Genomic DNA, 24,991 nt, shown 5'->3' with positions numbered 1-24,991 from the left:
GGTGCGCAATCTCGGGCTGGCGGCGGCGAGTGCAGAATAATCAGGGAGCCGACCCGAAAGAAAGCAACGTGGGTCATTTTTATGAATTGCCCTCATTCATCGCATTCGGTGGCGGACCGGCGGGAGCGTGGCCGGCGACGCGGAACGGACGCCGCGAACGTGGCCGATTGTTTCCACCACAATCGAACCTTGACATCCGAGCCCCATTCATCCCGATGCGGCTTCCGGCTGCCCTGGTGAACGCCGGCGAACCCCCGTTTGTTCGGCCACCGGAAAACAGCGGGTAACGGTGCCGCGGCGTTAGGAGACGAGTTCGGCCAGCTCCATCCAGCGCTGTTCGACGCGTTCCTTCTCGGCCAGAACCTCCCGCAGCTCGGCGTCGAGGGCGAGCAGCCGGTCCGGCTCGGTGGCGGCCGCGGCCAGCTCGTCGTGCAGCTTCTGTTCCCGGCCGCCGAGCTTGTCGAGCTGGCGTTCCAGCTTGGCGAGTTCCTTTTGCGCCGCGCGCAGATCCGCCCCGGACGGTCCGCTGGAAGGTGGCCGCTCCACCACATCCGCAGCCGCCTCGGTGGCGGGCTCGCTCGCGGCCCGGGCCTGCGGGAAGCCCTCGCGCCGCCGCAGGTACTCCTCGATACCACCGGGCAGGTGCGTGATGCGCCCGTCGCCGAGCAACGCGACGACGCGGTCGCAGATCCGCTCCACCAGGTACCGGTCGTGCGAGACGACCACGAGCGTGCCGGGCCAGGAGTCGAGCAGGTCCTCCAGCTGCTGCAGGGTGTCGATGTCGAGGTCGTTGGTGGGCTCGTCGAGCAGCAGCACGTTGGGCTCGGCCATCAGCAGCCGGGCGAGCTGCAGGCGGCGGCGCTCACCCCCGGACAGGTCGGCCACCGGCGTCCACTGCCGGCCCTGCGGGAAGCCGAACCGTTCGGCCAGCTGGGAGGCGGACAGCTCGTGCTTGCCGAGCTGGACCCGGCGGGCGACCTCCTCGATCGCCGCCAGCACGCGCAGCTCGCCGGGCAGGTCGTGCAGTTCCTGGGTGAGGTGGGCGAGGTGGACGGTCTGGCCCTGCACCCGCCGGCCGGCGTCGGGCTCGCGCACACCGGCGAGCAGATCGAGCAGGGTCGTCTTGCCCGAGCCGTTGACACCGACCAGGCCGATCCGGTCCCCCGGGCCGATGCGCCAGGTCACCCCGTCCAGCAGTGTGCGGCCCTCGATCCTGAGGGAGACGTCCTCCAGCTCCAGCACGGTGCGGCCGAGCCGACGCTTGGCGAAGGCCAGCAGCTCCACCGAGTCGCGGGGCGGGGGCACGTCGGAGATCAACGCCTCGGCGGCCTCGATGCGGAACCGGGGCTTGGAGGTGCGGGCGGGCGCGCCGCGCCGGAGCCACGCCAGCTCCTTGCGGGCGAGGTTGCGGCGCTTCTCCTCCGCCGTCTCGGCGAGCCGGGTCCGCTCGGCGCGGGCGAAGACCCAGTCGGCGTAGCCGCCCTCGTACTGTTCGACGCGGCCGCCGACAACCTCCCAGGTGCGGGTGCAGACGGTGTCCAGGAACCACCGGTCGTGGGTGACCACGACCAACGCGCACTTCCGCGCCACCAGGTGCTCGGCCAGCCAGCGGACGCCCTCGACGTCGAGGTGGTTGGTGGGTTCGTCGAGCACGACGAGGTCCAGTTCCCGGACCAGGGCGGCCGCCAGGGCGACCCGGCGGCGCTCCCCACCGGACAGCGGGCCCACCGGGGTGTCCAGCCCGAGCGCGGAGATACCCAGCCCGTCGAGCACCGAGCGGACCCGGGGGTCGGCGGCCCACTCGTGGTCGGCGCTGTGGCCCAGCGGCTCGATCACGCACTGCCGGACAGTGGCGCCGGCGGGCAGCTCGGAGCGCTGGGTGACCACGGCCGTCCGCAGGTCGCGGGTACGACTCACCCGGCCGGTGTCCGGCGGCTCGACGCCGGCGAGCACCTCCAGCAGGGTGGTCTTGCCGTGGCCGTTGAGGCCGACGACGCCGATGCGGTCACCGCTGCTCACGCCGAGGGAGACGGCGTCGAGCAGGGTGCGGATGCCGAAGCTCTTGCTGACGGACTCGAGGTTGACCAGGTTGGCCACGGAAACGGTTCCTCCTGCATTACGCCGTTCGCGACGCTCTCAGCCGGCGCGGCCGGTGTTCAATGCCGGCCCACGCGGTGTGGGTCGGGCCGGGCACGCCGGCGGGCGCCGCGCACGTCAGGCGTGTACCTCCGGCGGGGTGGGACGGGGAAGCTCCTCGCTGGCCACGACCTTGGCGCCGGGAACCGGTCCGGTGGCGACGCGCACCGTCCGGCACACCCCCGCGCCGGACAGCTCGGCCGCGACGCGGACTGCGGCGTCGGCGTCGCTGCACAGGAACACGCAGGTGGGGCCGGAGCCGGAGATCATGCCGGCCAGCGCGCCGGCGGTGACCCCGGCCCGCAGGGTGCGGCGCAGCGAGGGCCGCAACGACACGGCCGCGGCCTGCAGGTCGTTGCCGAGCAGCAGGGCCAGCTGCCGCGGGTCGCCGCTGGCCAGCGCCTCCAAAACGGGCTCGACCGCGCCCACCCGGGGCGGGTCGCCGTCGGAGCGCAGCCGGTCGAGCTCGGCGAAGACGTCCGGGGTGGACAGGCCGCGGCGGTCCAGCGCGATCACCCAGTGGAAGCTGTGCCGGGCGAGCACGGGCACCAGGCGCTCGCCGCGGCCGGTGCCCAGGGCGGTGCCGCCGTAGAGGGCGAACGGGACGTCGCTGCCGAGCCGGGCGCCGACCTCGGCCAGCTCGTCGCGGGTCATGTCGAGCTTCCACAGCGCCGACAGCCCGATCAGGGTGGCCGCGGCGTCGGCGCTGCCACCGGCCATGCCGCCGGCCACCGGGATGCCCTTGCGGATGACCACCCGCACCTTGGGGTCGTAGGGGTCGCGCCCGGTGCGCTCGGCGAGCGCCTGGACGGCCCTCCAGGCGAGGTTGGAGGCGTCGGTGGGGACGGCGGTCGCGCCTTCGCCCCGCACCTCCACCCCGGGATCGTCGGCCACGGCAACGGTCACCTCGTCGGTCAGCGAGAGCGCCTGGAAGACGGTGACCAGTTCGTGGTAGCCGTCCGGACGGACGTCACCGACCGCGAGATGGAGGTTCACCTTGGCCGGCACCCGAACGGTGACCGGCGGGGGGACGACGGCGAGCACGTTCGCCGAGACTACGCGGCTTCCCACGGATGTCGCACTTAGCCGGCTCAACAACCGCCCAGGCCAGGGTCGGTGGTCCCGGCCGTGACCAGCTCGGACGGTGATCGGGGACACGTCTGGCGCACCTGCGTCGGGCCTGCTGCCGCGGGTGGCAGGCGCAAACCGGCCACCCGCGGCGGGGGATGGGCTATCAGCCCTTGGCCGGGATGACCGAACCCTTGAAGGTCTGCTCGACGTACTCGCGCACCTGCGGCGAGGTCAGCAGTTCCTGCAGCTTCGTGATGCGCTCGTCACCGGCCAGCTCCGGCCGGGTCACCAGACCGTTGGCGTAGGGGTTGCCCTCGGCCGACTCGATCGCGATCGCGTCCTTGGTCGGGTTGAGGTCGGCCTGCAGGGCGTAGTTGCCGTTGATGACGGCCGCGTCGACATCGTCCAGGCTGCGCGGCACCTGGGCCGCCTCCAGCTCGACGATCTCGACGTTCTTCGGGTTGGCGGCCACGTCCTGCTTGGTGGCGGTCTTCTCGGTGCCCGGCTTGAGCTCCAGCACGCCGTTGCCGGCCAGCAGGGTGAGTGCGCGTGCCTCATTGGTGGGGTCGTTGGGCACCGCGACCTTCGCGCCGTTGGGGAGGTCCTTCAGCGACTTGACCTTCTTGGAGAACGCGGCCAGCGGCTCCAGGTGCACCGGGCCGACCCAGGACAGCTGCACGCCCTTCTCCGCCTCGAACTTCTCCAGGTAGGGCTTGTGCTGGAAGTAGTTGGCCTCCAGGCTCCTGTCCGCAAGTGCGGTGTTCGGCGTGACGTAGTCGTTGATCTCGACGACCTCGACCTTGATTCCCTTGTCCTGGGCCAGATTGTCGGCGACGTAACGCAGGATCTCGCCGTGCGGCACCGGGCTCACACCGACCCGGATGGGGGCGTTGGGGTCGCTGGCGGCATCAGAGCTGCCGCAGGAGGACAGGCTCAGGGCCGTGACGGCGGCGAGCACGGTGGCGGTCAGGGCACGCAATCTCATGGGGTGGCAGTCCTTTCAGGCGCGTGCCGCCGCGACAGGAGTGCATGCAGCAGCACGCGAGGTGACGGGTGAAGCGAGCATCGCCACGCAGCGATAAGGCGCGCAGCGAAACCCGGAGCCGACCAGTTCAACCCGGAACGGACATCCGCCCGGATGTTCTTGTTACTAGGTAGGGGATTCAGGCGTTGACGCGGCGACGGCGGTCGATCGCCCGCGCCACGACGTCGAAAGCAAGCTGGATGGCGATCACGAGCACGGCGAGGACCGCCACCGTGACCCACATGACGCGGTAGTCGTAGCGGTGGTAACCGAATCGCACCGCGACGTCGCCGAGTCCGCCCGCACCGACCACGCCCGCCATGGCGGAGTAGCCGACGAGTGCGATGGCGGTGACCCCGATCGCCGCGACCACGGCCGGGGCGGCCTCCCGGAGCAGCACGCTGCGCACGATGCGGAACTTGCTGGCACCGGTGGTGACCGCCGCCTCCACCACCGACGCGTCGACCTCACGCAGGGCGTTGTCGACCAGCCGCCCCACGAAAGGGATCGCGCCGATGGTGAGCGGTACGACGGCGGCCGCGGGCCCGAGCGTGGTGCCGGCGATCGTGCGCGTGAACGGCAGGATCGCGATGAGCAACACGATGAACGGCAGCGAGCGACCGAAGTCCACCACCACCGACAGCAGACGGTTGAGCAGTGGCTGCGGGCTCAGTCCCCCGGGCGCGGTCAGGTGCAGCAACACCCCCAGCGGAATGCCGAGCAGGGCCGCGAGCAGCGTCGAGACCCCGACCATGTAGAGAGTGTCGCTGGTTGCCTCCAGGAGAAGATCGGAGATCTTGGACCACGACGTCGCCGTCGTCACGCAGCTACCTCCTCGCGGGTGCGTCGTCGCACCACGCCACCGTGCTCAGAGATGAAGTCCAGCGCCGCGTCCGCGCGGTCACCGGTGAGGCCGACGCGGAACCGCGCGACCGGGGTGTCGCCGAGCCGGGTCAGGCCGCCGCCCAGCAGGGCGAGGTTGACGCCGAACCGGCTGGAGGCCTCCGGCAGCAACGCACCCACGGCCGCGAAGCCGACCAGCACGACCTCGGCGATCCCATCGTAGCGGCCGTAGCCGACGTTGCTGTCCACACTGGACAGTCCGGTGGTCTGGTCGGTCTGCGGCAGCAGGGCCGCCGCGGTCCGGCTGTCACCCGAGATGAGCTCAAGGACCTTGCCGTGCTCCACGACCCGGCCGCGTTCCAGGACCGCGACGTCGTCGCACACCCGGCGCACCACGTCCATGTCGTGCGTGACGATCAGCACCGTCACGCCGAGTTCGGCGCGGGCGCGGTCGAGCACGGTGAGCACCGAGGCGGTGGTCTCCGGGTCCAGCGCGGAGGTGGGCTCGTCGGCCAGCAGGACCGAGGGGGTGGCCGCCAGCGCGCGGGCGATCGCCACCCGCTGGCGCTGGCCGCCGGAAAGCTGGTCGGGGTAGGCGCCGGCCTTGTCCGCCAGGCCGACCAGGTCCAGCAGTTCCAGGACGCGGGCGCGACGCTGCAGGCGGGCGACGCCGGCGGACTCCAGCGGCAGGGCCACGTTGCCGGCGACGGTGCGCTGCCGTAGCAGCGAGTCGCCCTGCGGCACGACGCCGATCTGCCGCCGCGCGGCGCGCAGTGCGGCGCCGTTGAGCCGGACGAGATCGGTGCCGTCGACCCGGATGGCGCCGGAGTCGGGCTTCTCCAGCAGGGCGATGCAGCGGGCCAGGGTCGACTTGCCCGCACCGCTCTGCCCGACGACGCCGCACACGGTGCCCTGCGGCACCTCCAGCGACACGCCGTCCAATGCCACGACGTTCCCGCTCCGGCTGGGGAAAGTCTTCACCAGGTTCTCGACAGTGATCACGTCAACTCCACGGCAGCACACGAAAGGGCGCCCCGCTGCTCGGCCAGATGCTCCGGTGTCCGGCTCCGGCGGCGACGGGCGCGTCCTCGGGATAAGGACTGGAAGGGGAAAGGAACGCTGGTTCAGGCGCCGACGCGACACGCGGACACAGTGCGACGGCACTGGTCGACAACGCGCCGACGCGTGAGCATTCGCTGCGCTGGCTGACGAGGCATATCCGCTCCATCGCTCCTGGCGTTAGCACCTGCCCCTGCAGGGGTGGTTGCTGCGGCGTCGTCGAGCCAGGTCTCTCGGCCGCTCGGGATGGATTGCGCGAACAGTAGAACCGACCGCCCCCGCACATGGCAAGTCCAGGGACGTCCCAAGAGGTGGGTTAGTTTCGCAGATCACACCAACAGCGGCACGAAGGCACCACCGGACCACCCGGGAGTGATGGCGAACACACGCCACGTGATCATGTACTGCCCCGGCGAGCGCCGCGTACGAGGGCGCACCGCCGTTCGGGAGGAGTACCAACTACTTGGCTCGAAGTGATGAAGCTTTCGACTGAAAACCTGTCACTAATGTGTCAGTTCCCGCGCTGAAGGTCGATCAACGGGCCGCCACCGGTTGCAGCACAAGCGCGGACTGCAAATGCAGCGGATCCCTCCACCCGCTTCAGCCCGTATGCCCGGTTTGGCCGCTGTCAGCAATGGGCCCGGTCATCCCGTCGGCATTCACCCGCCAGCGAGGCCACCAACGCCCGTCAGCGCTCTTGCGCCGCCTCGGCGATCCGCGCGAAGTCGGCGATCTCGAGCTGCTCGCCCCGGGCAGAGGGGGCGACCCCGGCGGCGCGCAGGATCTCCTCGGCACGGGTGGCCGAGCCCGCCCAGCCGGCCAGGGCTGCCCGCAGCGTCTTCCGCCGTTGCGCGAAGGCGGCATCCACGACCGCGAACACCTTGTCCCGTTCCACGTTCGAGGGTGGTTCGCGCCGGGTCAGGGCCACCAGCCCGGAGTCGACGTTGGGCACCGGCCAGAACACCGTGCGTGGCACCGGTCCGGCGCGGCGCAGGTCCGCGTACCAGGCCGCCTTGACGCTCGGCACGCCGTAGGTCCGGCTGCCCGGCGCGGCGGCCAACCGGTCGGCCACCTCGGCCTGCACCATGACCAGGCCGTGCCGCAGTGCGGGCAGCTCGGCGAGCAGGTGCAGCACCACGGGGACCGCCACGTTGTACGGCAGGTTGGCCACCAGCGCGGTCGGCACGGGCTCCCCCAGGTCCGCGGCGGTCACCCGGAGCGCATCCGCCGGCACCACGCGAAGTCGGTCCGCCAGGTCCGGCGCGTGCTCGCGCACGGTGCGCGGCAGGCGTTCCGCCAGGACCGGGTCGATCTCGACCGCGACCACAGCCCGGCACACCGGCAGCAGGGCCAGGGTGAGCGAGCCGAGCCCGGGCCCGACCTCCACCACCACGTCCTCGCCGCGCAGCTCGGCCGCGGCCACGATGCGCCGCACCGTGTTCGGGTCGTGGACGAAGTTCTGCCCCAGCCTCTTGGTGGGGCGCACCCCCAGCTCGGTCGCGAGCCGCCGGACATCGGCCGGGCCGAGGAGCGCACCGCTCCCCGGCCCGGCCGGCTGACGTTCACCTGTCACAGCGAAGAAAACTACCTGGGCAGGCCGAGCTTGGACGAGCAGTGCGGCCACGCGCCGTACCCGCCCCGGCGGTCCCGCACCTTGCTGGCGACCGCGATCTGCTCCTCCCGGGTAGCCTGGTGTGGGTACTGGGCGTACTGCTCGCCGCCGTTGGCGTCCCAGGTCTGCTTGTCGAACTGCAGACCGCCGTAGTAGCCGTTGCCGGTGTTGATGTTCCAGTTCCCACCGGCCTCGCACTTGACCAGCCGGTCCCACACCTCGCTGTCGGGCATCGGCTTGGTGCCCACGCGGACCTTCTTCGGCTTGGGCTCCTTGACGACCTTGACCGAGAGTTCCTCGCGGCGCAGCTCCTTGCCGTTGCGCCGGGTGACCCGGTAGACGACGACCTTCTCGCCGGGCTCGCCCTTGTCCTCGACCTTGGTCGTTCCCTGATACATCTCGGGGTCTTCGATCTTCTCCTCGGGCGGGTCGATCTTCTTCTTCTCGGTGACCTCCTCGGTGCGCAGCCTGGTGATCTCGATGCGCGCACCGTTGGTCAGGCTGGTGGTCTTGGCCGGGTTGACCGTGTCGTCCTGCTCGAGCGGCACACCCAGCTCGCGGAGGAACTCCTCGATGGTGGCCGCGTTGGTAGCGACCTCGCGCGGCGGCTTCCCGCCGTCGACGACGGTGACCACCTTGGCGGTCTTGAGGTCCACCGACAGCCCTTCCAGGGGGATGCGCCGGGAACGGTCGGCGGAGACGATCGCGCCCTCGGTGCGCATCCCGAGCTGGCGCAACGCCTCCTCGACGGTCAGGGCCGTCGTCCACACCTCGCGTTCCCTGCCGTCCACCCGCAACCGCAGCATGCGGCCGCGCTTGAGGACGATGCGGCTGCCGTCGGAGATGGGTGCGTGGGCGGCGGGGGCGAGCGTGTCGTGCTCGCGGAGGTCGAGACCGGCGGCGTCCAGGGCGCCGGAGACGGTGGCGGCGAACGTGTTCAGGTCCTGCGGCTCACCGTCCACGGTGACGGTGACCGACTTGTCCATGGCGACGGCGGTAGCGCCACTGCCGGTGAGAACCAGGAGCGTGGCCGCGGTCGCGGCCCGTGCGAACGTGCGTTTACTCACCTGTTGTCCAGTCTGGAGTTCTTCCGGGCAGAGGAGAGTGCATGACCGGCCGTCCCTCGGGGTGGGACGACACGGCGTCCCCGCACCGTCGCGGCACCGGCTCGCACTTCGGCGTCGCGCACAGGGTCGCGGGGGCACCCGGGGGTTCTCCTCATCCCGGCTACCGGTCACGGCACGCTAATGGAAGATCGCGCCCAGAACAATCCGCTGCGGCCAGTTGCCTCGGGCAAACACTCAACGTGGAGCAAGGCGATCACGTTGCGTCACAAGGAGGGGATCTCCCGTAGCCGGAAAACGCGCTCGGCCGTCGCCGTTGTGGATGAGACCAAGGCAACAAGGTCGTCACCGCGAAGAGTGGCAATGTCGCGGAGCGTATAGGGAACACAGTACGGTTCGTTCGGTCGACCCCGGTACGGATGGGGTGTCAGGAACGGTGCGTCCGTCTCGACGAGCAGCTGGTCGGCCGGCACCACGCGAACCGCGTCCCGAAGTGCGCGTGCGTTCCGGAACGTCACCGTCCCGGCGAAGGACAGCACGTAGCCGGCGTCCACGCAGCGGCGGGCGAACTCCTCGTCGCCGGAGAAGCAGTGGAAGACCACGGTGGACGGCGGGCCTTCCTCGGAGAGGGTGCGGAAGATGTCCTCGTGCGCCTCGCGGTCGTGGATCATCAGCGGCTTGCCGACGCGCTTGGCGAGGTCGATGTGCCAGCGAAACGCTTCCTGCTGGGCGTGCGGTGGCGAGTAGTCCCAGTAGTAGTCCAATCCGGTCTCGCCGACCGCGACCACCCGCGGCTGCCGGGCCAGTTCCTCGATCGCGGTGCGGTCGGCGTCGTCGAAGCTCGCGGTGCGCGTGGGATGCAGGGCGACCGCGGCGAACACCCGCTCATCCCATGTTGCGGCGCGGGCTACCCAGCGCGCCGAGGCCAGGTCGTCGGCCACCGTGACCACGCGGGTCACGCCCACGGCGGCCGCGCGGTCCACGGCGGCCCGCACCTGTTCGGCGTCCGCGCAGCCGATGGCGTCCAGGTGGGTGTGCGCATCGACCGCCGGCACCGGGAGGGGTTCCGGAGCCGGCGGTCGTTCTCCGTTGCGTGCCAAGGGTTTTTCCGAATGTTCGGCGTCGGGGGCGATCAGTCGGCGATCGGTGCCCACTCCGGCCCGGTCTCGCCGAGCTTGGGGTCGAGCTTGGCGAACAGCGGGGTCGGCTTCTCCAGTGGCCGGCCGACCTCGATCGGCATGGACTCCCACCGAGCCTGTTCGGCCGCGTAGTCGCCGGTGATGATCGGGTAGCTGGTGGCGGCGATGTCCAGGTCGTCGACCTCGCGCAGCTCCGGCTGCGCCGACCACACTCCCTTGCCACCCAACAACTCGTGCACCTTCTGCGCGGCGTGCGGGATGAACGGCGTCAGGAGCCGGTTGGCGTCGCTGACGACCTGCAGCGCGGTGTGCAGGATCGTGTCCCGCCGCTCGGGATCGTCCTTGCGCTTCCACGGCTCCTGTTCGGACAGGTACTTGTTGGCCGCGCTGACGACGCGCATCGCCTCGCCGATGGCGGCCTTGAACCGGGAGCGCCCCAGGTGACCTCCGACGACGTCGAAGGCGTTGCGCGCCAACGCCTTCAGTTCCTCGTCCGCCTGCTGGGGCGCGGTCGGTGCGGGCACCGCGCCGACGTTCTTGTGCGCCATGGCGATCGAGCGGTTCACCAGGTTTCCCCACTCGTTGGCCAGCTCGAAGTTGACCCGGCGGACGAACTCCTCCCAGGTGAAGTCGACGTCCTGGGTCTCCGGGCCGGCCACGGAGATGAAGTAGCGCAGGGTGTCCGGGCCGAACTCGCGCAGGAAGTCGCCGACGTAGATGACGGTGCCGCGCGACGTGGAGAACTTCGAGCCGCTCATGGTGAGGAACTCGCTGGAGACGACCTCGGTGGGCAGGTTCAGCGCACCGAAGGTACCGACCTGGCCGCCCTTGTCGCCCTGGCCGTTCTGTCCCAGGAGCAACGACGGCCAGATCAGCGAGTGGAAGACGATGTTGTCCTTGCCCATGAAGTAGAAGGACTGTGCGTCCTCGGAGCACCACCACGCCTTCCAGGCGTCCGGGTCGCCGCTGCGGCGGGCCCACTCCACGGAGGCCGACAGGTAGCCGATCACCGCGTCGAACCACACGTAGAAGCGCTTCATGGGCTGGTCGCGCCAGCCGTCGAGCGGGATCGGCACACCCCAGTCGAGGTCGCGGGTGATCGCGCGGGGCTGCAGGTCGCCGAGCAGGTTCTGGCTGAACTTCAGCACGTTCGGCCGCCACTCGGTGCGGGTGGACAGCCATTCGCCCAGCGACTGGGCGAACGCGGGCAGGTCGAGGAACAGGTGTTCGGTTTCGATGAACTCGGGCTTCTCGCCGTTGATCCGGGAGCGCGGGTTGATCAGGTCGACCGGGTCCAGCTGGTTGCCGCAGTTGTCGCACTGGTCACCGCGGGCGCCGTCATAACCGCAGATGGGGCAGGTGCCCTCGATGTAGCGGTCGGGCAGGGTGCGCCCGGTGGAGGGGCTGACCGCGCCCTTGGTCGTGCGCGGGACCACGTAACCGTTGCGGTACAGCGCGAGGAAGAGCTCCTGGACGACCTTGTAGTGGTTCCCGGTGACGGTCCGGGTGAACAGGTCGTAGGAGAGCCCGAGCCCCTGCAGGTCCTCGGCGATCACCCGGTTGTAGCGGTCGGCGGTCTCGCGGGCGCCGAGTCCCTCCTTGTCGGCCTGGACCAGGATGGGCGTGCCGTGCTCGTCCGTGCCGGAGATCATGAGCACCCGATTGCCGGACATTCGCTGGTAACGCGAGAACACGTCGGAGGGGACCCCGAAGCCGGACACGTGCCCGATGTGCCGCGGGCCGTTGGCGTACGGCCAGGCCACCGCGGTGAGGACATGGGTGCTCATATCCGCCTAGCCTACGGATGGCCGCGACACGCATTTGAGCGGGTTGGGCAAGGTCGCGGCTGGTAGGAGGCGTGGGATCTCGGCGACCCCACCGTTGGTGCTCGGGGTCGTCCGGATGGCCGACCAGGGGCACGGCTACCAGGTCCGCCGTGAGCTGCCGGCCGACTACCGCGACTGATCAAACTTGACCAGCCCACTGTCCCGAGGCTGCTGCCGATGAGCTTCGCGCCGGGCTGGCTGCGGGCGGTGTCCCGGGTCAACCCGTTGGCGTACGCGGTTGAGGACGAGCGTGCGCTGTTCCGCGGTGACCATGTCTCTTGGACGGTCGCGGGCGGCTCGCTGGTGCTGGCCGTCACCCTGCTGGTCGCGGTGTTGTTGGGGGTCCGGGCCTACCGTCGTCGCGCCGCCTGATCGGATGATGGGGTGGTCGGGCCGGGCCCGCGTCCCAGGGCCGCTGGCCCGACCACCCGGAGACCCGTTACTCGTCCGTTCGAGTGATGATGTGGGTGTGGACGCGGTGTGGATCGTGACCCGGCCGCTGCCCGGCCATGCCGAGCCGGAGCAGGTGCTCCGCCGGCTGGCCGGGCGCGCCGAGCTCGCCGGGCTGGCGCGGCCGGCCGCCCTGTTGGGCCGCTGGTTCGGCGGCCAGGACGTGCTCGCGCCCACGGTCCGGATCGAGCCGGTGGCCCCGGCCGCCGCGTTCGCCGTGCCGGCCCGGCAGCCGGTGACGGCCACCCACGCGCTGCCCCCGGGTGTGGTCGGGGGTGGCTGGTTCGGCTACCTCGGCTACGGGCTCACCGACCCCGGGCACTGGCCCCTGCCCCGCCGGCTGCCGCTCGCCGCCTGGGGCTGGGCCGACCACGTGCTGCGCCGGGACGCTGACGGCCAGTGGTGGTTCGAGGCGTTGGTCGGCGTGGACGAGCCGCCCCCGGAGGCGCTGGCGGCCGAGCTGGCCGACCTGGTGGCCACCACCGAGGACCCGCCGCCGCAGCCGTGGTGGACCGGGTCGCAGCGCCGGCCGCCGGCCGAGCGGCACGAGGCCGCGGTCGCCGCCTGTGTCGAGGAGATCGCCCGCGGCGAGATCTTCCAGGCCAACGTGTGCACCCGCTTCGAATGGGACTTCAAGGGCGATCCGGTGGAGGTGTTCGCCGCCGGGTCGGCCCGGCTGCGCCCGGCGCGTGCCGCCTACGTGGCCGGTGACTGGGGCGCGGTCGCGTCGCTGTCGCCGGAGCTGTTCCTGTCCCGCCGGGGACGGGTGGTGCGGTCCAGCCCGATCAAGGGCACGCTGCCCCGCCGGGGGCCGGCCGACGACGGCAACGCCACGTTGTTGCGCGAGTCCACCAAGGACGTTGCCGAGAACGTGATGATCGTCGACCTGGTGCGCAACGACCTGGGCCGGGTGTGCGAGGTGGGCAGCGTGACCGTGCCCGAGCTACTGGATGTCCAGCCGCATCCGGGTGTCTGGCACCTGGTGTCCACTGTGGAGGGACGACTGCGGGAGGACGTCGACGACGCCGGACTGCTCGCCGCGGCCTTCCCGCCCGGCTCGGTGACCGGGGCGCCGAAGCTGCGCGCGCTGGAGGTCGTGGCGGACCTGGAGGGCGTGCCGAGGGAGGTCTACTGCGGGGCGGTGGGCCTGGTTTCGCCGGTGGCCGGGATGGAGCTGAACGTGGCCATCCGCACCCTGGAGCGGCACGGCGACCTGCTGTGGCTGGGTGTGGGGGGCGGGATCACCGCCGACTCCGACCCGCACGCTGAGTGGCAGGAGTGCCTGACCAAGGCGGCACCGCTGGAGGTCCTCCTGCACGAGCCGTCGCTGACCGTGGCCTCCCGTTAACCCGCTGGTCGCTCGGAGCCGGAACCGCGGCACCCGCCCCGGCCGACGTCACGGGCCGGCGCGGCGTTCTCCCCGTGGGCGACGGCCGGGCCGGCCGGTTCCGGGCACGGGGCGCCTCAGCGGCGGGCGGCCAGCACCGCGTCGTACAAAGTCTTCTTTCCGGTTCCGCCACTGCTGCCGGACACCTCGGCCACCGCGTCCTTGAGCCGCTCCCCGGCGGCGACGCGCCGCTCCACCTCGGCGACCAGCGCGGCAAGGTCGTCGGCCGCGGCACCGGCCGGCTCGGCCCCGGCCACCACGACCGTGATCTCCCCACGTACGCCCTCGGCCGCCCACCCGGCCAGCTCGGCCAGGCCGCCGCGGCGCACCTCCTCGTAGGTCTTGGTCAGCTCTCGGCACACCGCCGCCCGGCGGTCGGCCCCGAACGCCTCCGCGGCGGCGGCCAGGGTGTCGGCCAGGCGATGCGGTGACTCGAAGAACACGAGGGTGCGCTGTTCGTTGGCGAGTGCGGTGAACCACCGGCGCCGCTCCCCCGCCTTGCGGGGCGGGAAGCCCTCGAAGCAGAACCGGTCGCACGGGAGGCCGGAAAGGGCGAGCGCGGTGGTCACCGCCGACGGGCCCGGCAGGCAGGTCACCGGCAGCCCCTCCTCGGCGCAGGCCGCCACCAGCCGGTAGCCGGGGTCGGACACGCTGGGCATGCCGGCGTCGGTCACCAGCAGGACGGTGTCCCCGCCGCGGACCGCCGCCAGCAGCCCGGGCAGCCGGCTGGTCTCCACCGCGTCGTAGAAGCTGACCACCCGCCCGGCCGGGGTCACCCCGAGGGCGGTGGCCAGCGCCCGCAGCCGTCGGGTGTCCTCGGCGGCGACCACGTCGGCCGTGCCGAGGGCCTCGACCAGCTTCGGCGAGGCGTCCCGGGCGTCGCCGAGCGGCGTGGCGGCGAGCACGAGGCGACCCGAACGGTGCATTGGGTTCACACCCCTCACCCTACGATCGGGCGCGTGAGCGAACGGAGCGCAGGACAGGACGGCGTCGGTCGCCCGGACTCCGGACGCGGCGGGGGGGTGGACGTCCTGGACCCGCGCGCCGCGGAGGAGGTTGTCGACGTCGGCAAGGTCCCTCCGGTCGCTCGGACCACGCGCCTGGCCGGCCCGGCGGAACGGTTCGGCCCACCCCCACCGACCGACCGGCTGCGCGGCTGGGTGGTGACGCTCACGCTGACGGCCCTGGCCGCCCTGGTCCGGTTCTGGAACCTCGGTTTCCCGACCGACAAGGGCACGCCGGTCTTCGACGAGAAGCACTACGTGCCGCAGGCGTGGCAGGTACTGCGGAACGGCGGCTACGAGGACAACCCCGGTTTCCGCCTGGTGGTGCATCCGCCGCTGGGCAAGCAGTTCATCGCGATCGGTGAGTGGCTGTTCGGCTACAACGGGTGGGGTTGGCGGTTCTCCGCCGCGGTGGCGGGCACGGTGAGCGTGCTGTTGATCGTGCGGATCGCACGGCGGCTCACCCGGTCCACGCTGCTGGGCGGCCTGGCCGGGCTGTTGCTGATCGCCGACGGCGTCAGCCACGTGCAGTCCCGGGTGGGGATGCTCGACGTCTTCCTGGCGGTGCTGGTGCTGGCCGCGTTCGGCTGCCTGCTGGTGGACCGCGACCAGGTACGGGCGCGGTTGGCGGTGGCGATGCGGGAGGGGCGCGTCGACGAGACACCGTGGGGGCCGCGGCTCGGCTTCCGGTGGTGGCGGTTCTCCGCCGGGCTGCTGGTGGGCCTGTCGTGCGGCGTGAAGTGGTCAGGTGCCTACTACCTGGCCGCATTCGCGGTGCTGGCGGTGTTGTGGGACGTCATGGCCCGCCGGACGGCGGGCGTGGAGCGGCCGTGGGCGGGCACGATCCGCCGTGACCTGGTGCCGGCGTTCGGGTCGCTGGCCGCGGTGCCGATCCTGGCCTACCTGGCGACCTGGTGGGCCTGGTTCGGCAGCGAGACCGCGATCGACCGGCATGCCGTGGGCACCGAGATCGGCCGGGACTCGGCGTTCTGGTTCGTGCCGGATGCCCTGCGCTCGCTGTGGTTCTACAGCTCCAAGGTGTTGGAGTTCCACGAGAACCTGACCACGGCCAAGGGCCCGCACGCCTGGGAGTCCAAGCCGTGGACGTGGCCGATGGGGCTGCGGCCGATGCTCTACTACCTGGAGCAGGGTGGCGGGGCGCCCGGTTGCGACGGCCGGTCGGACTGCCTGGGCGCGGTGATGTTGATCGGCACGCCCGCCCTGTACTGGGTCTCACTGCCGATGCTGGGATGGGCGTTGTGGCGGGCGATCGCCAGAACGGACTGGCGCTACACCGCGGTGCTCGTCGGCTACTTCGCCGGTTTCCTGCCGTGGTTTGCCAACCTCGACCGGCAGATGTACTTCTTCTACGTCACCCCGATGGCGCCGTTTCTGGTATTGGGCCTGGTGCTGGTGTTGGGGCAGGTTCTGGGACGGGCCAGCGCCGGGCCGGAACGTCGCGGCACGGGACGCCTGGTCGTGGCGATCTACGTGGGTCTGGTAGTGGCGAACTTCGTGTGGCTGTGGCCGATCCTGAACGGCAACGCGATCCCCACCTGGTTGTGGAACGCCCAGATGTGGTTGCCCTCCTGGCGGTGACACCCGATCCTGTCAAGTCCTTGTTCGCCGCCGCAGGCAAACCGTAGGTTTCTGGGTTGACGAGGGCGCCCCCGGTTCGACCGACATCCGACGTAGCGGCCCCGCCGCCACCGTGGCGGGGCCATCCGTCGAGGTTCACCGAGGAGACGCCCGTGACCCGCTATCTCCGTCGTCGTAACCTGCTGGCCGGTGCGGCCGCACTGGCCGGTGTCGCCACCGCCGGGTTCCTCCCCGGAACCGCGGCCGGTGCCACGAGAACCCGTCCCGGTGCCGCGAGCCCGCCCGATCTCGGTGTCAGCGACTGGCCGGTCATCGCCCGGGTCAGCGCCGAGCGGGCCCTGCAACACCTGAAACACCTCTCCGACTGGCTCCGGCCGCGCGTCGGCGGCACGGGGGAGGAGCATGAAGCCGCCGAGTACATGGCTGACGTGCTCCGCCGGTTGCAGTACCGCGTCGAGCTTCAGCCGTTTCCGGCTCCCGACAAGTACCTTGCCGACCTCCGCATCCCCGACGGCCGGATGCTGCAGTCCGGTGCCTCCCCGGAGGGCACGTTCGAGATGGGTGTCACGGGTCACGTGGTGGATGCAGGGCGTGGGGACTCCGCCGACTTTCCCCCGGACGTCCGGGGGAAGCTCGTCTTGTTCGACCATGTTGGGGTGGACAGCCTGGCGAAGGTCCGCTCGGCGGTGGCAGGTGGTGCACGCGCCGTCCTGATGGTTGCCCGTTCCAGCAATCCGGAGCGCAAGGCCGGCGCGTTCACCCCGCGGTTCCGCGAGTCGTTCCCGATCCCGATCCTGGGACTGGCCCAGTACCACGGTGAAGTCGCGCGCGAGTATCTCGGTCAGGGCGGGCTCTGGTTGTGGCTCAGCACCTTTCACTTTCACAACCTCACCTCGTACAACGTCATCGCGGAACGCCCCGCGACACGGTCTCGCGGTGACGGTCGCGTCGTGATGGTCACGGCCCACTACGACGCCGTACCGGGTTCTCCCGGCGCCAACGATGACGGCAGCGGAACCGTGCTGTGTCTGGAACTTGCCCGCGTACTGCGACTTCTCCCGACCCGTAGGGCAGTTCGTTTCGCGCTGTGGGGCTCCGAGGAGCAGGGGCTGCTCGGATCCCGCCACTACGTCAACCAGCTCGATGATGCCGGGGCGCGCCGGATCGCGGGCTGTTTCCAGAACGACATGGTCGCTACCAGCCACCCGCCCGCCAACACATATTGGCTGCTGTCTCTGGACGGTGGCCGGAACGCCACGACGGACGCGGTGGCGGCGGCCGCGCGCCGACTCGGCTACACCCAGGCACACGGTCCAGCCCGACGGGGTGCCAGCGACCATGTTCCGTTCCACCAACGCGGAATTCCGGCCGGCAACTTCAGCTGGCGTGGCGAGGGAGGCCCCCACCAGCTTGAACCGCTGTACCACACGCCCGAGGACACAATCGCGGCCAACATCAGCCCGCAGCGCCTCCAGGTGTCCCTGGAACTCATTGGCTGTGCCGCATACAACCTCGCCCGCCAGCACTGATTCCGACCGTCGCCCGTTGCCGGCCCACGCGGAGCGGCCGCCCGTGCGGTGGCCGCTCCGCGCACCTCACCACTGCTCGCGCCCCCGGCGATGTCGAACGGGCCAGCAAGTTTGGCGGTGGGCCTGGATCGAGGCATGGTCACGCGCGGGTGTGGGCCGCGTCCAAGTGGGTGTGCACGGTGGTGGTGACCAGGTCGGCTGCTCGTTCGACGTCGGATTCGGTGGTCCACCGGCCCAGTGACAGCCGGAGCGCGGCCAGGCTGCGGCCGGTGTCCAGCCCCATGGCCCGCAACACTGGTGAGGGCTGGTGACTGCCGGAGTGGCAGGCCGAGCCGGTGGAGGCGGCTATGCCGGGAACGGCGGTCAGCAGGTCGTGGCCCAGAGTGCCGATGATGCTGATGTTGAGGGTGTTGGGCAGGCGCGGCTCGGGCGGGCCGTTGAGCAGCACCCGGCCCGGCAACGCACGCTCCAGCCGGGTATGCAGGCGATCCCGCAACCCTCGGAGGCGGTCCTGGCTTCCGGCAACAAGCTCGCCGGCCGCGAGTTCCGCCGCGGTCCCGAGGGCGACGGCGAGGGCAACGTTCTCGGTTCCGGAGCGCAGGCGATGTTCCTGCCCGCCACCGTAGATCAGCGGTTCCAGCGTCAGACCGGAGCGTAGGTAGAGAGCGCCGATGCCTTTCGGGGCGTACATCTTGTGGCCGGCCACGGTTGCCAGGTCCACTCCCAGCGCCGCCACGTCCACGGGGATCTTTCCGGCGGCCTGGGCGGCGTCACAGTGCACCAGCGCCCCGTGTGCGTGGGCAACACGGGCGAGTTCCTCGACGGGTTGCAGGGAGCCGGTCTCGTTGTTTGCGGCCATCACCGACACCAGCACCGTGCGCGGGGTCAGTGCGGCTGCCAGGGTGTTCGGAGCGACCAGGCCCTCACCATCGACAGGCAAGTAGGTCACGTCCACGCCGTGCAGACGTTGCAGAGCGCGGCATGTCTCCAGCACGGCGGGGTGTTCGGTGCGCGGGACGATCACATGCGGGCGATCCATCCCGCTGGCCAGGACGGCGCCGCGCAGGGCGAGGTTGTCAGCCTCGGAACCGGACCCGGTGAAGACGATGCGTCCGTCGCAGCCGCCGAGGAGCGCGGCGACCTGGTCGCGGGCGCGGGCCAGCGCGGCGCCGGGAGCCTGGCCGTAGTGGTGGCCGCTGGAGGGATTGCCGAACCAGGTGGTCAGGTAGGGCAACATCGCCTCGACCACCCGCGGGTCGACCGGGGTGGTGGCGTTGTAGTCCAGGTAGATCGGGCCGTCCGCCAGGGCGGGACGCGGGTCGCTCATCAGGCACCGGCCTCCACGGGCAGCTCAGCCAGACGCCACTCCAGCATGCCGTCGGCGAGCTGGCGCGCTGGGCGTCCCCGGTCGGTCAGCAGCCGCACGGCGTCGGGGGCGAGCACGCACTGGGCGTCCCGGCAGTAGGCCACGATCTCGGTGTCCACAGGCAGTTCCTCCAGCCGATGCGGGAGTTCGTCGAGGGGAACGCTCAGGGCACCGGGAATGTGCCCGGACGCGTACTCCTCGGGCGGGCGCACATCGATCACGGTGACCTCGCCCCGATCAGCCCGCCGCAGGAGCTGCTCACGCGTCACGTTCTCCACGCCCGGGCCGAGGAAGGCGGTGACTGCCGCGGCCACATCGGCCAGGTGGGTAACGGCCACATCGCGCACCGCGGCGTAGAGCCGCGCAACAGCGGGGCTGGCAAGCCGGTAGTAGACGCGGGTGCCTTCCTTGCGGGTTGCCACCAGGCCGCCCTGCTTCAGGGTCTGCAGGTGCGCCGAGACCGTGGTCACCCCCAGCCCGGCAGCGCGGGCCAGTGCCTCCACCGTGCGCTCGGCCTGGGCGAGGAGATCCAGCAGCTCCAGGCGCTTCCCGCTGGCCAGGGCCTTGCCGACCCGGGCGATCTGGTCAAACACCATCGGCTTGGTGACAGCGTCGTCCATCACATCCTCCAAAGTTCTATGGAATAGTGTAGCGTGTGGTTGAGGGGTGAGCCAGACCAGTCCGTACCCGCCGTGGAGGTAGACATGAAGTTCCTGTTCGTGCTGCACGACCCGCCCTATGGCACCGAACGCACCTACAACGGCCTGCGCTGGGCCACGCAGATGCTCACCGCCGACGCCGGCCACCAGGTCAAGATGTTCCTGTTCGGTGACGCGGTCGTCGCCGCCAGGGACGGACAGAGCGTGCCCAACGGCTTCTACAACATCGGCAGGATGACCCGCTCCCTGCTCGCCAAGGGCGCGACCGTGGGCAGTTGCGGCGCCTGCCTGGACGCCCGCGGCATGTCCGAGGAGAACCAGCTGCTGGCCGGGGTGCACCGCTCGTCCATGGCCGAGCTGGCCGAGTGGACCGCCTGGGCCGACCAGACCATCAACGTCTAGGAAGGACACCCGTCATGGCCCGCACCATCGTCGTCCTCGGCGCCGGCATCGGCGGCCTGAGCGTCGCGCGAGAACTCCAGAACCACGTGGACCCGGCCGACCACATCACCCTGGTGGACCGCAATGACACCCACACCCAAGGACTGTCCCTGCTCTGGCTGCTCCGCGGCTGGCGGCAGCCCGACGACATCACGGTGGCGCCCACCAGGGACGCCCTGGGCCGGGCGCGCCGAGTCACCGCCACGGTCGAGGAGCTCGACCTGTGCCAGCGTCTGGTCCGCACCGACCAGGGAGCGCTGGACTACGACGCCCTCGTCGTCGCCCTTGGCGCTCAACTGAACACCGCGGCGGTACCCGGTCTCGACGACGCGATGGCCGCCGGGAACGCCGTGCACTACTACACCCCCGATGCGGCGGCCGCCGCCCATGACGCCTTGCGCCGCACCCGATCGGGCCGAACTGTCTTTCTCGTGACCAGCGTTCCCTACAAGTGCCCGGCCGCCCCCTACGAAGGGGCGATGCTCGCCGCCGACCTGCTCACCGAGACCGGCGCCCGCGACAACGTCACGATCGACGTCTACACCCCCGAACCGCAACCGATGCCCGTGGCAGGGCCCACCGTCGGGCAGAGTGTCGTATCGATGCTGACCACAGCGGGCATCGGTTTCCACTCCGGCCACCAAGTCGAGCGTATCGACGCCACCGCACGCGAAATCGTCTTCGCGGACAGCACACGGGCACCCTTCGACCTGCTGGTGTTCGTCCCACCGCATCGGCCCTCCGCACCGGCGGCCGCTACCGGGCTGTCCCCGCAGGGTTGGATCCCGGTCGATCCGCACACGCTGACCGCGCCGGCCCAGGCAGTGTGGGCACTCGGCGACATCGCCTCGATCACTCTGCCCAACGGCAAACCACTGCCCAAAGCCGCGGTCTTCGCCAAAGGACAGGCACGCACCGTCGCTGCGGGAGTGGCCCGCCACCTCGGCTACGACGCACCCGAGCCGCATTTCGACGGCCAAGGCCACTGCTACCTCGAGGTCGGCAACCATCAGGCCGCCCTCGGCGCCGGCGACTTCTACCACTCCAACGGTCCCCAGATCGTCCTGTCCCCACCGTCACTCGACCTGCACCACGCCAAGGAACATGAAGAGACCGAGTGGCGCGCCGCCTGGAACTCCGCCCCGCCGCGTACCAACTGAACGAGATTCCTGAACGCGGGCCTCCGCAACACCGTTGGACCGGGTAGAGAACCAGCAGCCATACCGACTGTGTGCCCGAGTGGCCTTTGCGCCACACGCGGGACGGGCCCGTGCCCGACGCCTTTGGGTGCGCCGCACGAGCATCTGGCACCACGCCGCTCAGCCTGTTCCACCTCACCCCGACAGGTACGCACAGGACGTCTGCCCACGCTGACCCCTCTCTCACAGTGATCACAGTGGACAGTCGCCCAGACCCCGCCCGCCTGATCACTCAATGCGAGACACAGCCGAAGACGTGGCGGTCCCCCGTAGGAGCCATCAGCAACAGCGCCTGCTCAGCCACGCGATCTTCCACGCCCTCTCCATCGAGGACGGGAACATCGCCAACGGCACCTCTGGGAGCTTTTCGGACAACTTCACGCAGTCCAACGCATCCCGCACACAGGACGAGACGGCCATCACACCGCAACCACCAACAGACAGACCCACGACAGCACAAGGGCCACCCGATGTGCGGGTGGCCCTTGTGCGAACTCTGGTGTCGCGGCCCCACTCCAGGGCCTTCACACAGGCCACTGTTCGAGTAGCACCTCTAGGGTGGAGGTTAGGGGACCTTACTCGAACATAAAAGACCAGGTCAGAGAGCTGGAAGGTCTCCGTGAGAAGCTTCCCAGCCTCGATGCACCCGAGCCGAGCTTGATCAAGCGCGACCGACCTCGCCGGGCCCGGCAACTCCGTGCCGATCAAGTCGAGCAGCTGATCGCCGACTACCAGGCCGGTGCGACGGTGTACGAGCTCGGTGACCGGTTCGGCATCGAGCGGCGAACGGTCAGCAATATCCTCCACCGCCACGGCATCCCCCTGCGCCGACGCGGCCTCACGCCCGACCAGGTCGACGACGCCATCCACCTCTACAAACTCGGCTGGTCCCTGGCACGAGTCGGCGATCACTTGGGCGTCAACCACACCACCGTCCTGAACAAACTGCGCGAACGCGGCATCCCCACCCGAGACACACAAGGACGTCCGCGCGTCGAAGCAGATGGTGCTCGATGACATGGCGAGCAGCTATGTCGACTCGATCAGCTTCCGGCGGGGCCGCTGTTGTGCATGCCGTCACCGTGATCATGGGCGTCGTCGGCCTCACCTTCCTCTTCGGCTTCGGCAACGTCCTCAACCCCGCCCTCCGGCTCGGCGTGCCCGTCTGGGTCACTCCACTCGTCGCACCTGCTGTCGATCTCTCCGATCCTCGGGCTGTTGCTCGGCAGTCGACACATGGCATTGGCCGGGACGCCGTCGGCACAACTGCGGCCCGCCCGGCGGCTGCTGATCTTTGCGAGCGTGGTAACCCTCGCGCTGAACGTGGCTGACCCGCTCGTAGCAGGCCAGTATGGCAAGGCCGCCTTCGACGCCGTAGGCCCGTTGCTGCTGATCGGCAGGGCCGAGGTTGGCCCAGATCTGCTGAGGGCGCTGACCACAGCGAGTCGGCCGACCGAAGAAGCGCCCCACGACGTGAACGGGATGCAGGCGCCGTTCGCCGATGAACCGACCGTTATCAAAAGGACGGCACCGGAGTCGTCCAGCGACGAGGTGCAGTCTGCCGACACGTCGGCAGACAAACAGAGCAACCGGCCAGCTTCCAGGGTCGACGGTCATCTGCTTGAGCGAGCGAGGGAGGAGGACCTACATCATTGGGTTGCGCATCGCCGACCGAGCTCCGCAGACACGCTTCGGAAGAAGCTCCGCATCGGTGCCGCTCGTTCCCGGCTGCTCGTGGCGATCATCCGAGCCGACTTACAAGGACGGTCAGCTCAAGATCAAGTGACCGCCCAGGTTGGAGCTTGATGACGGATGAACGTTGCAGGTGGCGGTGATCACTTAGTTTTGGGCAACTGGTCGTGACGTCTCCATCACCGTGGCACCGTGTCAGTCGGCCTGGTTCGTCTGCGCCCGACGGCTGACTTCGTCGCAGCTTCCGTGGGTGACGGTGGCCGTTTCCTCGTCGGGATCAGCGCACATGTACACGTACTCGCCGACGCGCAGGCAGAACCGCCGGATGTAGCTGCCGAAGCCGTGCGTGAATCCCGTCTCGTCGTTGTACACGGCGGTGCCGCACGGCTCGCCTCGTCCGTCGGTCAGCTCGAATCTCGTGGACGGGGTACCAGGCGGGAGCCATCGACGCAGCAGCACTCCGGTCAGCCTGAAGTTGGACGTCACGGCCAACAGGACCCATGAGCGACCGTTCGGCGTTACGCCGGTGCGGAAGTCGCGGTTCTCCGTCAGCGAGCGTGCCCGCGCCTGGGCCTAGACGGTCGCGGCCACATCCGAGGCAACCTGCGTACCGCGGACGGTCCACGCGTTTCGGTCCAGCTGCACGAATGCGGGATGGAAGGTCAGGTACACGCTGACCGTGCTGAGGTTCAGGCCGAACGCCTCGGCGGTCTCCATCAGGCTCGTACGATCGAGGACGCCGTTCGGTGACATCCTGATCAGCTCGACGAGAAGCGCCGCCTCGACACCGAGCTCCTCGTTGAGGTCCAGCGGGACTGTCGCGCTTAGCTCGCCGTCGTCGACCGCGAGCTGGTCGTGCCACTCGCAGAACGCCCGCAGGCCGGTGAGGGTCGGGACCACCAGATCTGCCTGGTCTGCGGTTCGGCCGGCGTTGCGGTAGGCCCAGAAGTTTTCGACCGCCTGCCGTGCGCTGAGTAGGTCGACGGGCTGATGTACGGACAGGAGTGTGCGGAGTGTGTTGACCAGGCGGTTGCGCACTGAGGGCCGCCAGGTGACGTGGCCCTCATCGAGCCACACAACTGACTCCGACGCCTCCAACAGTGCTCTGACGTCGTCCTCGGTAACGACGACACCGGCGTCGAGTACCTCGTCACTGACCTGGAGCAGCGTGGCGAGGCCCTGCCGCTCGGCAAGCCTGCGAGTTGCCCGGTACACGGCGGTGAGGGCATCGGGATCGTCGGTGACGACCCCGTCCTTGACGTCCAGGTCGAACGGTCGTCCGGCGAACTCGGCGAACGCGCGCAGGCTGCCGAGGCTGTACCGAATGGTGGTGAGGCCTCTGTGGAGCAGTTCGTCGGCCAACGCCAACTCAGTGCAGGGAGCCTGCCTGCTCGCAAGCTCCAACGCGGCGTCGAGTTGCGGCCACCACAGATGCAGCCCGTGGAGAGCCTCGTGCTGCTTCTGGATCTGGCGGGCGCGCTGGTTACGCCCATGACGCGCCTGTTTCCTCCAATGTGGCGGGTGGCTGTCCGAGCAGTCCGTATCGTGCCGCCAAACCGTTGATGACGGCCGGTCGGCAGGGCCGTCGTTTGCCGTGAATCACCCTGTCCGCCTCGGACAGAATTCTGACGACCGTCGTCTCCAGCGGTTCGGTGTGGTCAAAGGTCGATTCGGCGAGCTTGCGTAGCAAACTCGCCAGGTCAGCTTGAGGCTTATTCACGATGGGGTGGAACAAGCATCTGTCCGGTGTGTTGACATAGACGACGGCCCGCTTGTTGTGAGAATCGGGTTACCACACTCAAGCCTCACAACAACGGACCGCCTGACATGTATCATACCACTGGATTTTCCCGGGAACACATCGTGGACCTCTGCGCGATGATCCACAGTG

Annotated in this window: 22 protein-coding genes, 1 pseudogene and 1 riboswitch; of the genes and pseudogenes, 9 read left to right on the top strand and 14 right to left on the bottom strand. The window is 70.0% G+C overall.

Features of this window, described 5'->3' with window-relative positions; all coding sequences use genetic code 11:
- Positions 1–300: 300 nt before the first annotated feature.
- The 9 genes from IEY55_RS25025 to metG form a co-directional block, all read right to left on the bottom strand.
- Positions 301–2,097: an ABC-F family ATP-binding cassette domain-containing protein gene (locus tag IEY55_RS25025; protein WP_189060997.1), complete on the bottom strand. Its 1,797-nt coding sequence runs from the start codon at positions 2,095–2,097 to the stop codon at positions 301–303.
- 117 nt (positions 2,098–2,214) lie between these two features.
- Positions 2,215–3,180, bottom strand: coding sequence for a 4-(cytidine 5'-diphospho)-2-C-methyl-D-erythritol kinase (locus tag IEY55_RS25020; RefSeq protein ID WP_189060996.1), 966 nt, complete (start codon positions 3,178–3,180; stop codon positions 2,215–2,217).
- Positions 3,181–3,370: 190 nt separating this feature from the next.
- Positions 3,371–4,192 (bottom strand): MetQ/NlpA family ABC transporter substrate-binding protein, encoded by an 822-nt coding sequence (locus tag IEY55_RS25015; protein ID WP_189060995.1) that lies wholly within the window; start codon positions 4,190–4,192, stop codon positions 3,371–3,373.
- A 178-nt stretch (positions 4,193–4,370) separates the two neighbouring features.
- The gene (locus IEY55_RS25010; protein WP_189060994.1) at positions 4,371–5,054 is read right to left on the bottom strand and encodes a methionine ABC transporter permease; all 684 of its coding nucleotides are present in this window, start codon (positions 5,052–5,054) and stop codon (positions 4,371–4,373) included.
- Positions 5,051–6,076 carry a methionine ABC transporter ATP-binding protein gene (locus IEY55_RS25005; RefSeq protein ID WP_189060993.1) on the bottom strand — a complete coding sequence of 342 codons (1,026 nt, stop codon included), beginning with the start codon at positions 6,074–6,076 and terminating at the stop codon, positions 5,051–5,053. Before IEY55_RS25005 ends, IEY55_RS25010 begins: the two co-directional genes overlap by 4 nt.
- Positions 6,077–6,295: 219 nt before the next feature.
- Positions 6,296–6,386: riboswitch (SAM riboswitch) on the bottom strand.
- A gap of 435 nt (positions 6,387–6,821) precedes the next feature.
- On the bottom strand, positions 6,822–7,706 hold the full coding sequence (gene rsmA, locus IEY55_RS25000; RefSeq protein ID WP_189060992.1) for a 16S rRNA (adenine(1518)-N(6)/adenine(1519)-N(6))-dimethyltransferase RsmA: 885 nt from the start codon (positions 7,704–7,706) through the stop codon (positions 6,822–6,824).
- A gap of 11 nt (positions 7,707–7,717) precedes the next feature.
- Positions 7,718–8,812 carry a resuscitation-promoting factor gene (locus IEY55_RS32255; RefSeq protein WP_189060991.1) on the bottom strand — a complete coding sequence of 365 codons (1,095 nt, stop codon included), beginning with the start codon at positions 8,810–8,812 and terminating at the stop codon, positions 7,718–7,720.
- Positions 8,813–9,075: 263 nt separating this feature from the next.
- The gene (locus tag IEY55_RS24990) at positions 9,076–9,909 is read right to left on the bottom strand and encodes a TatD family hydrolase (protein WP_189060990.1); all 834 of its coding nucleotides are present in this window, start codon (positions 9,907–9,909) and stop codon (positions 9,076–9,078) included.
- A gap of 32 nt (positions 9,910–9,941) precedes the next feature.
- The gene (gene metG, locus IEY55_RS24985) at positions 9,942–11,735 is read right to left on the bottom strand and encodes a methionine--tRNA ligase (RefSeq protein ID WP_189060989.1); all 1,794 of its coding nucleotides are present in this window, start codon (positions 11,733–11,735) and stop codon (positions 9,942–9,944) included.
- Between the two features lie 76 nt (positions 11,736–11,811).
- On the opposite strand from metG, the pseudogene IEY55_RS24980 reads away from it, so the two are divergent.
- The 3 genes and pseudogenes from IEY55_RS24980 to IEY55_RS24970 form a co-directional block, all read left to right on the top strand.
- Positions 11,812–11,892, top strand: a pseudogene (locus IEY55_RS24980) (PadR family transcriptional regulator); the annotation flags it as partial.
- A 59-nt stretch (positions 11,893–11,951) separates the two neighbouring features.
- Positions 11,952–12,146, top strand: a complete 195-nt coding sequence (locus IEY55_RS24975; protein ID WP_189060988.1) for an ABC transporter permease — start codon at positions 11,952–11,954, stop codon at positions 12,144–12,146.
- A 106-nt stretch (positions 12,147–12,252) separates the two neighbouring features.
- Positions 12,253–13,572 (top strand): aminodeoxychorismate synthase component I, encoded by a 1,320-nt coding sequence (locus IEY55_RS24970; protein ID WP_229686744.1) that lies wholly within the window; start codon positions 12,253–12,255, stop codon positions 13,570–13,572.
- Positions 13,573–13,688: 116 nt separating this feature from the next.
- Here the strand turns inward: IEY55_RS24970 and rsmI are convergent, their stop codons facing one another.
- Positions 13,689–14,537, bottom strand: coding sequence for a 16S rRNA (cytidine(1402)-2'-O)-methyltransferase (rsmI, locus tag IEY55_RS24965; protein WP_229686735.1), 849 nt, complete (start codon positions 14,535–14,537; stop codon positions 13,689–13,691).
- Positions 14,538–14,633: 96 nt separating this feature from the next.
- Here rsmI and IEY55_RS24960 point away from each other — a divergent pair, with 96 nt between their 5' ends.
- Together IEY55_RS24960 and IEY55_RS24955 are read left to right on the top strand one after the other, a co-directional pair.
- Positions 14,634–16,214, top strand: a complete 1,581-nt coding sequence (locus tag IEY55_RS24960) for a dolichyl-phosphate-mannose--protein mannosyltransferase (protein WP_373290056.1) — start codon at positions 14,634–14,636, stop codon at positions 16,212–16,214.
- Positions 16,215–16,366: 152 nt separating this feature from the next.
- The gene (locus IEY55_RS24955) at positions 16,367–17,743 is read left to right on the top strand and encodes a M28 family metallopeptidase (protein ID WP_189060985.1); all 1,377 of its coding nucleotides are present in this window, start codon (positions 16,367–16,369) and stop codon (positions 17,741–17,743) included.
- A 139-nt stretch (positions 17,744–17,882) separates the two neighbouring features.
- On the opposite strand, the gene IEY55_RS24950 is transcribed toward IEY55_RS24955, so the two are convergent.
- Positions 17,883–19,070, bottom strand: coding sequence for a cysteine desulfurase family protein (locus tag IEY55_RS24950; RefSeq protein ID WP_189060984.1), 1,188 nt, complete (start codon positions 19,068–19,070; stop codon positions 17,883–17,885).
- Positions 19,070–19,729, bottom strand: a complete 660-nt coding sequence (locus IEY55_RS24945) for an ArsR/SmtB family transcription factor (protein ID WP_189060983.1) — start codon at positions 19,727–19,729, stop codon at positions 19,070–19,072. Before IEY55_RS24945 ends, IEY55_RS24950 begins: the two co-directional genes overlap by 1 nt.
- An 84-nt stretch (positions 19,730–19,813) precedes the next feature.
- Here IEY55_RS24945 and IEY55_RS24940 point away from each other — a divergent pair, with 84 nt between their 5' ends.
- The 4 genes from IEY55_RS24940 to IEY55_RS24925 all read left to right on the top strand — a co-directional run bounded on the left by IEY55_RS24940 (position 19,814) and on the right by IEY55_RS24925 (position 23,214).
- Entirely contained in the window at positions 19,814–20,170 is a 357-nt protein-coding gene (locus IEY55_RS24940; protein WP_189060982.1) for a DsrE/DsrF/TusD sulfur relay family protein, read from the top strand.
- Positions 20,171–20,184: 14 nt separating this feature from the next.
- A complete protein-coding gene (locus tag IEY55_RS24935) occupies positions 20,185–21,369 on the top strand; it encodes an NAD(P)/FAD-dependent oxidoreductase (RefSeq protein ID WP_189060981.1) in 1,185 nt (394 codons plus the stop codon).
- 696 nt (positions 21,370–22,065) lie between these two features.
- Positions 22,066–22,425: a helix-turn-helix domain containing protein gene (locus IEY55_RS24930; protein ID WP_229686734.1), complete on the top strand. Its 360-nt coding sequence runs from the start codon at positions 22,066–22,068 to the stop codon at positions 22,423–22,425.
- A gap of 219 nt (positions 22,426–22,644) precedes the next feature.
- Positions 22,645–23,214: a hypothetical protein gene (locus IEY55_RS24925; RefSeq protein ID WP_308424786.1), complete on the top strand. Its 570-nt coding sequence runs from the start codon at positions 22,645–22,647 to the stop codon at positions 23,212–23,214.
- Positions 23,215–23,295: 81 nt separating this feature from the next.
- Here IEY55_RS24925 and IEY55_RS24920 read toward each other — a convergent pair whose 3' ends face one another.
- Positions 23,296–23,586 carry a hypothetical protein gene (locus IEY55_RS24920; protein ID WP_189060979.1) on the bottom strand — a complete coding sequence of 97 codons (291 nt, stop codon included), beginning with the start codon at positions 23,584–23,586 and terminating at the stop codon, positions 23,296–23,298.
- 87 nt (positions 23,587–23,673) lie between these two features.
- Complete coding sequence (locus IEY55_RS24915) at positions 23,674–24,462, bottom strand: hypothetical protein (RefSeq protein WP_189060978.1); 789 nt, start codon at positions 24,460–24,462, stop codon at positions 23,674–23,676.
- Between the last annotated feature and the right edge of the window lie 529 nt (positions 24,463–24,991).

It is taken from the genome of Longimycelium tulufanense (genome assembly GCF_014645795.1).
Lineage (GTDB): Bacteria > Actinomycetota > Actinomycetes > Mycobacteriales > Pseudonocardiaceae > Longimycelium > Longimycelium tulufanense.
Note: the sequence above shows the minus strand (reverse complement) of the source record. Positions and strands in the feature narration are given on the sequence as shown.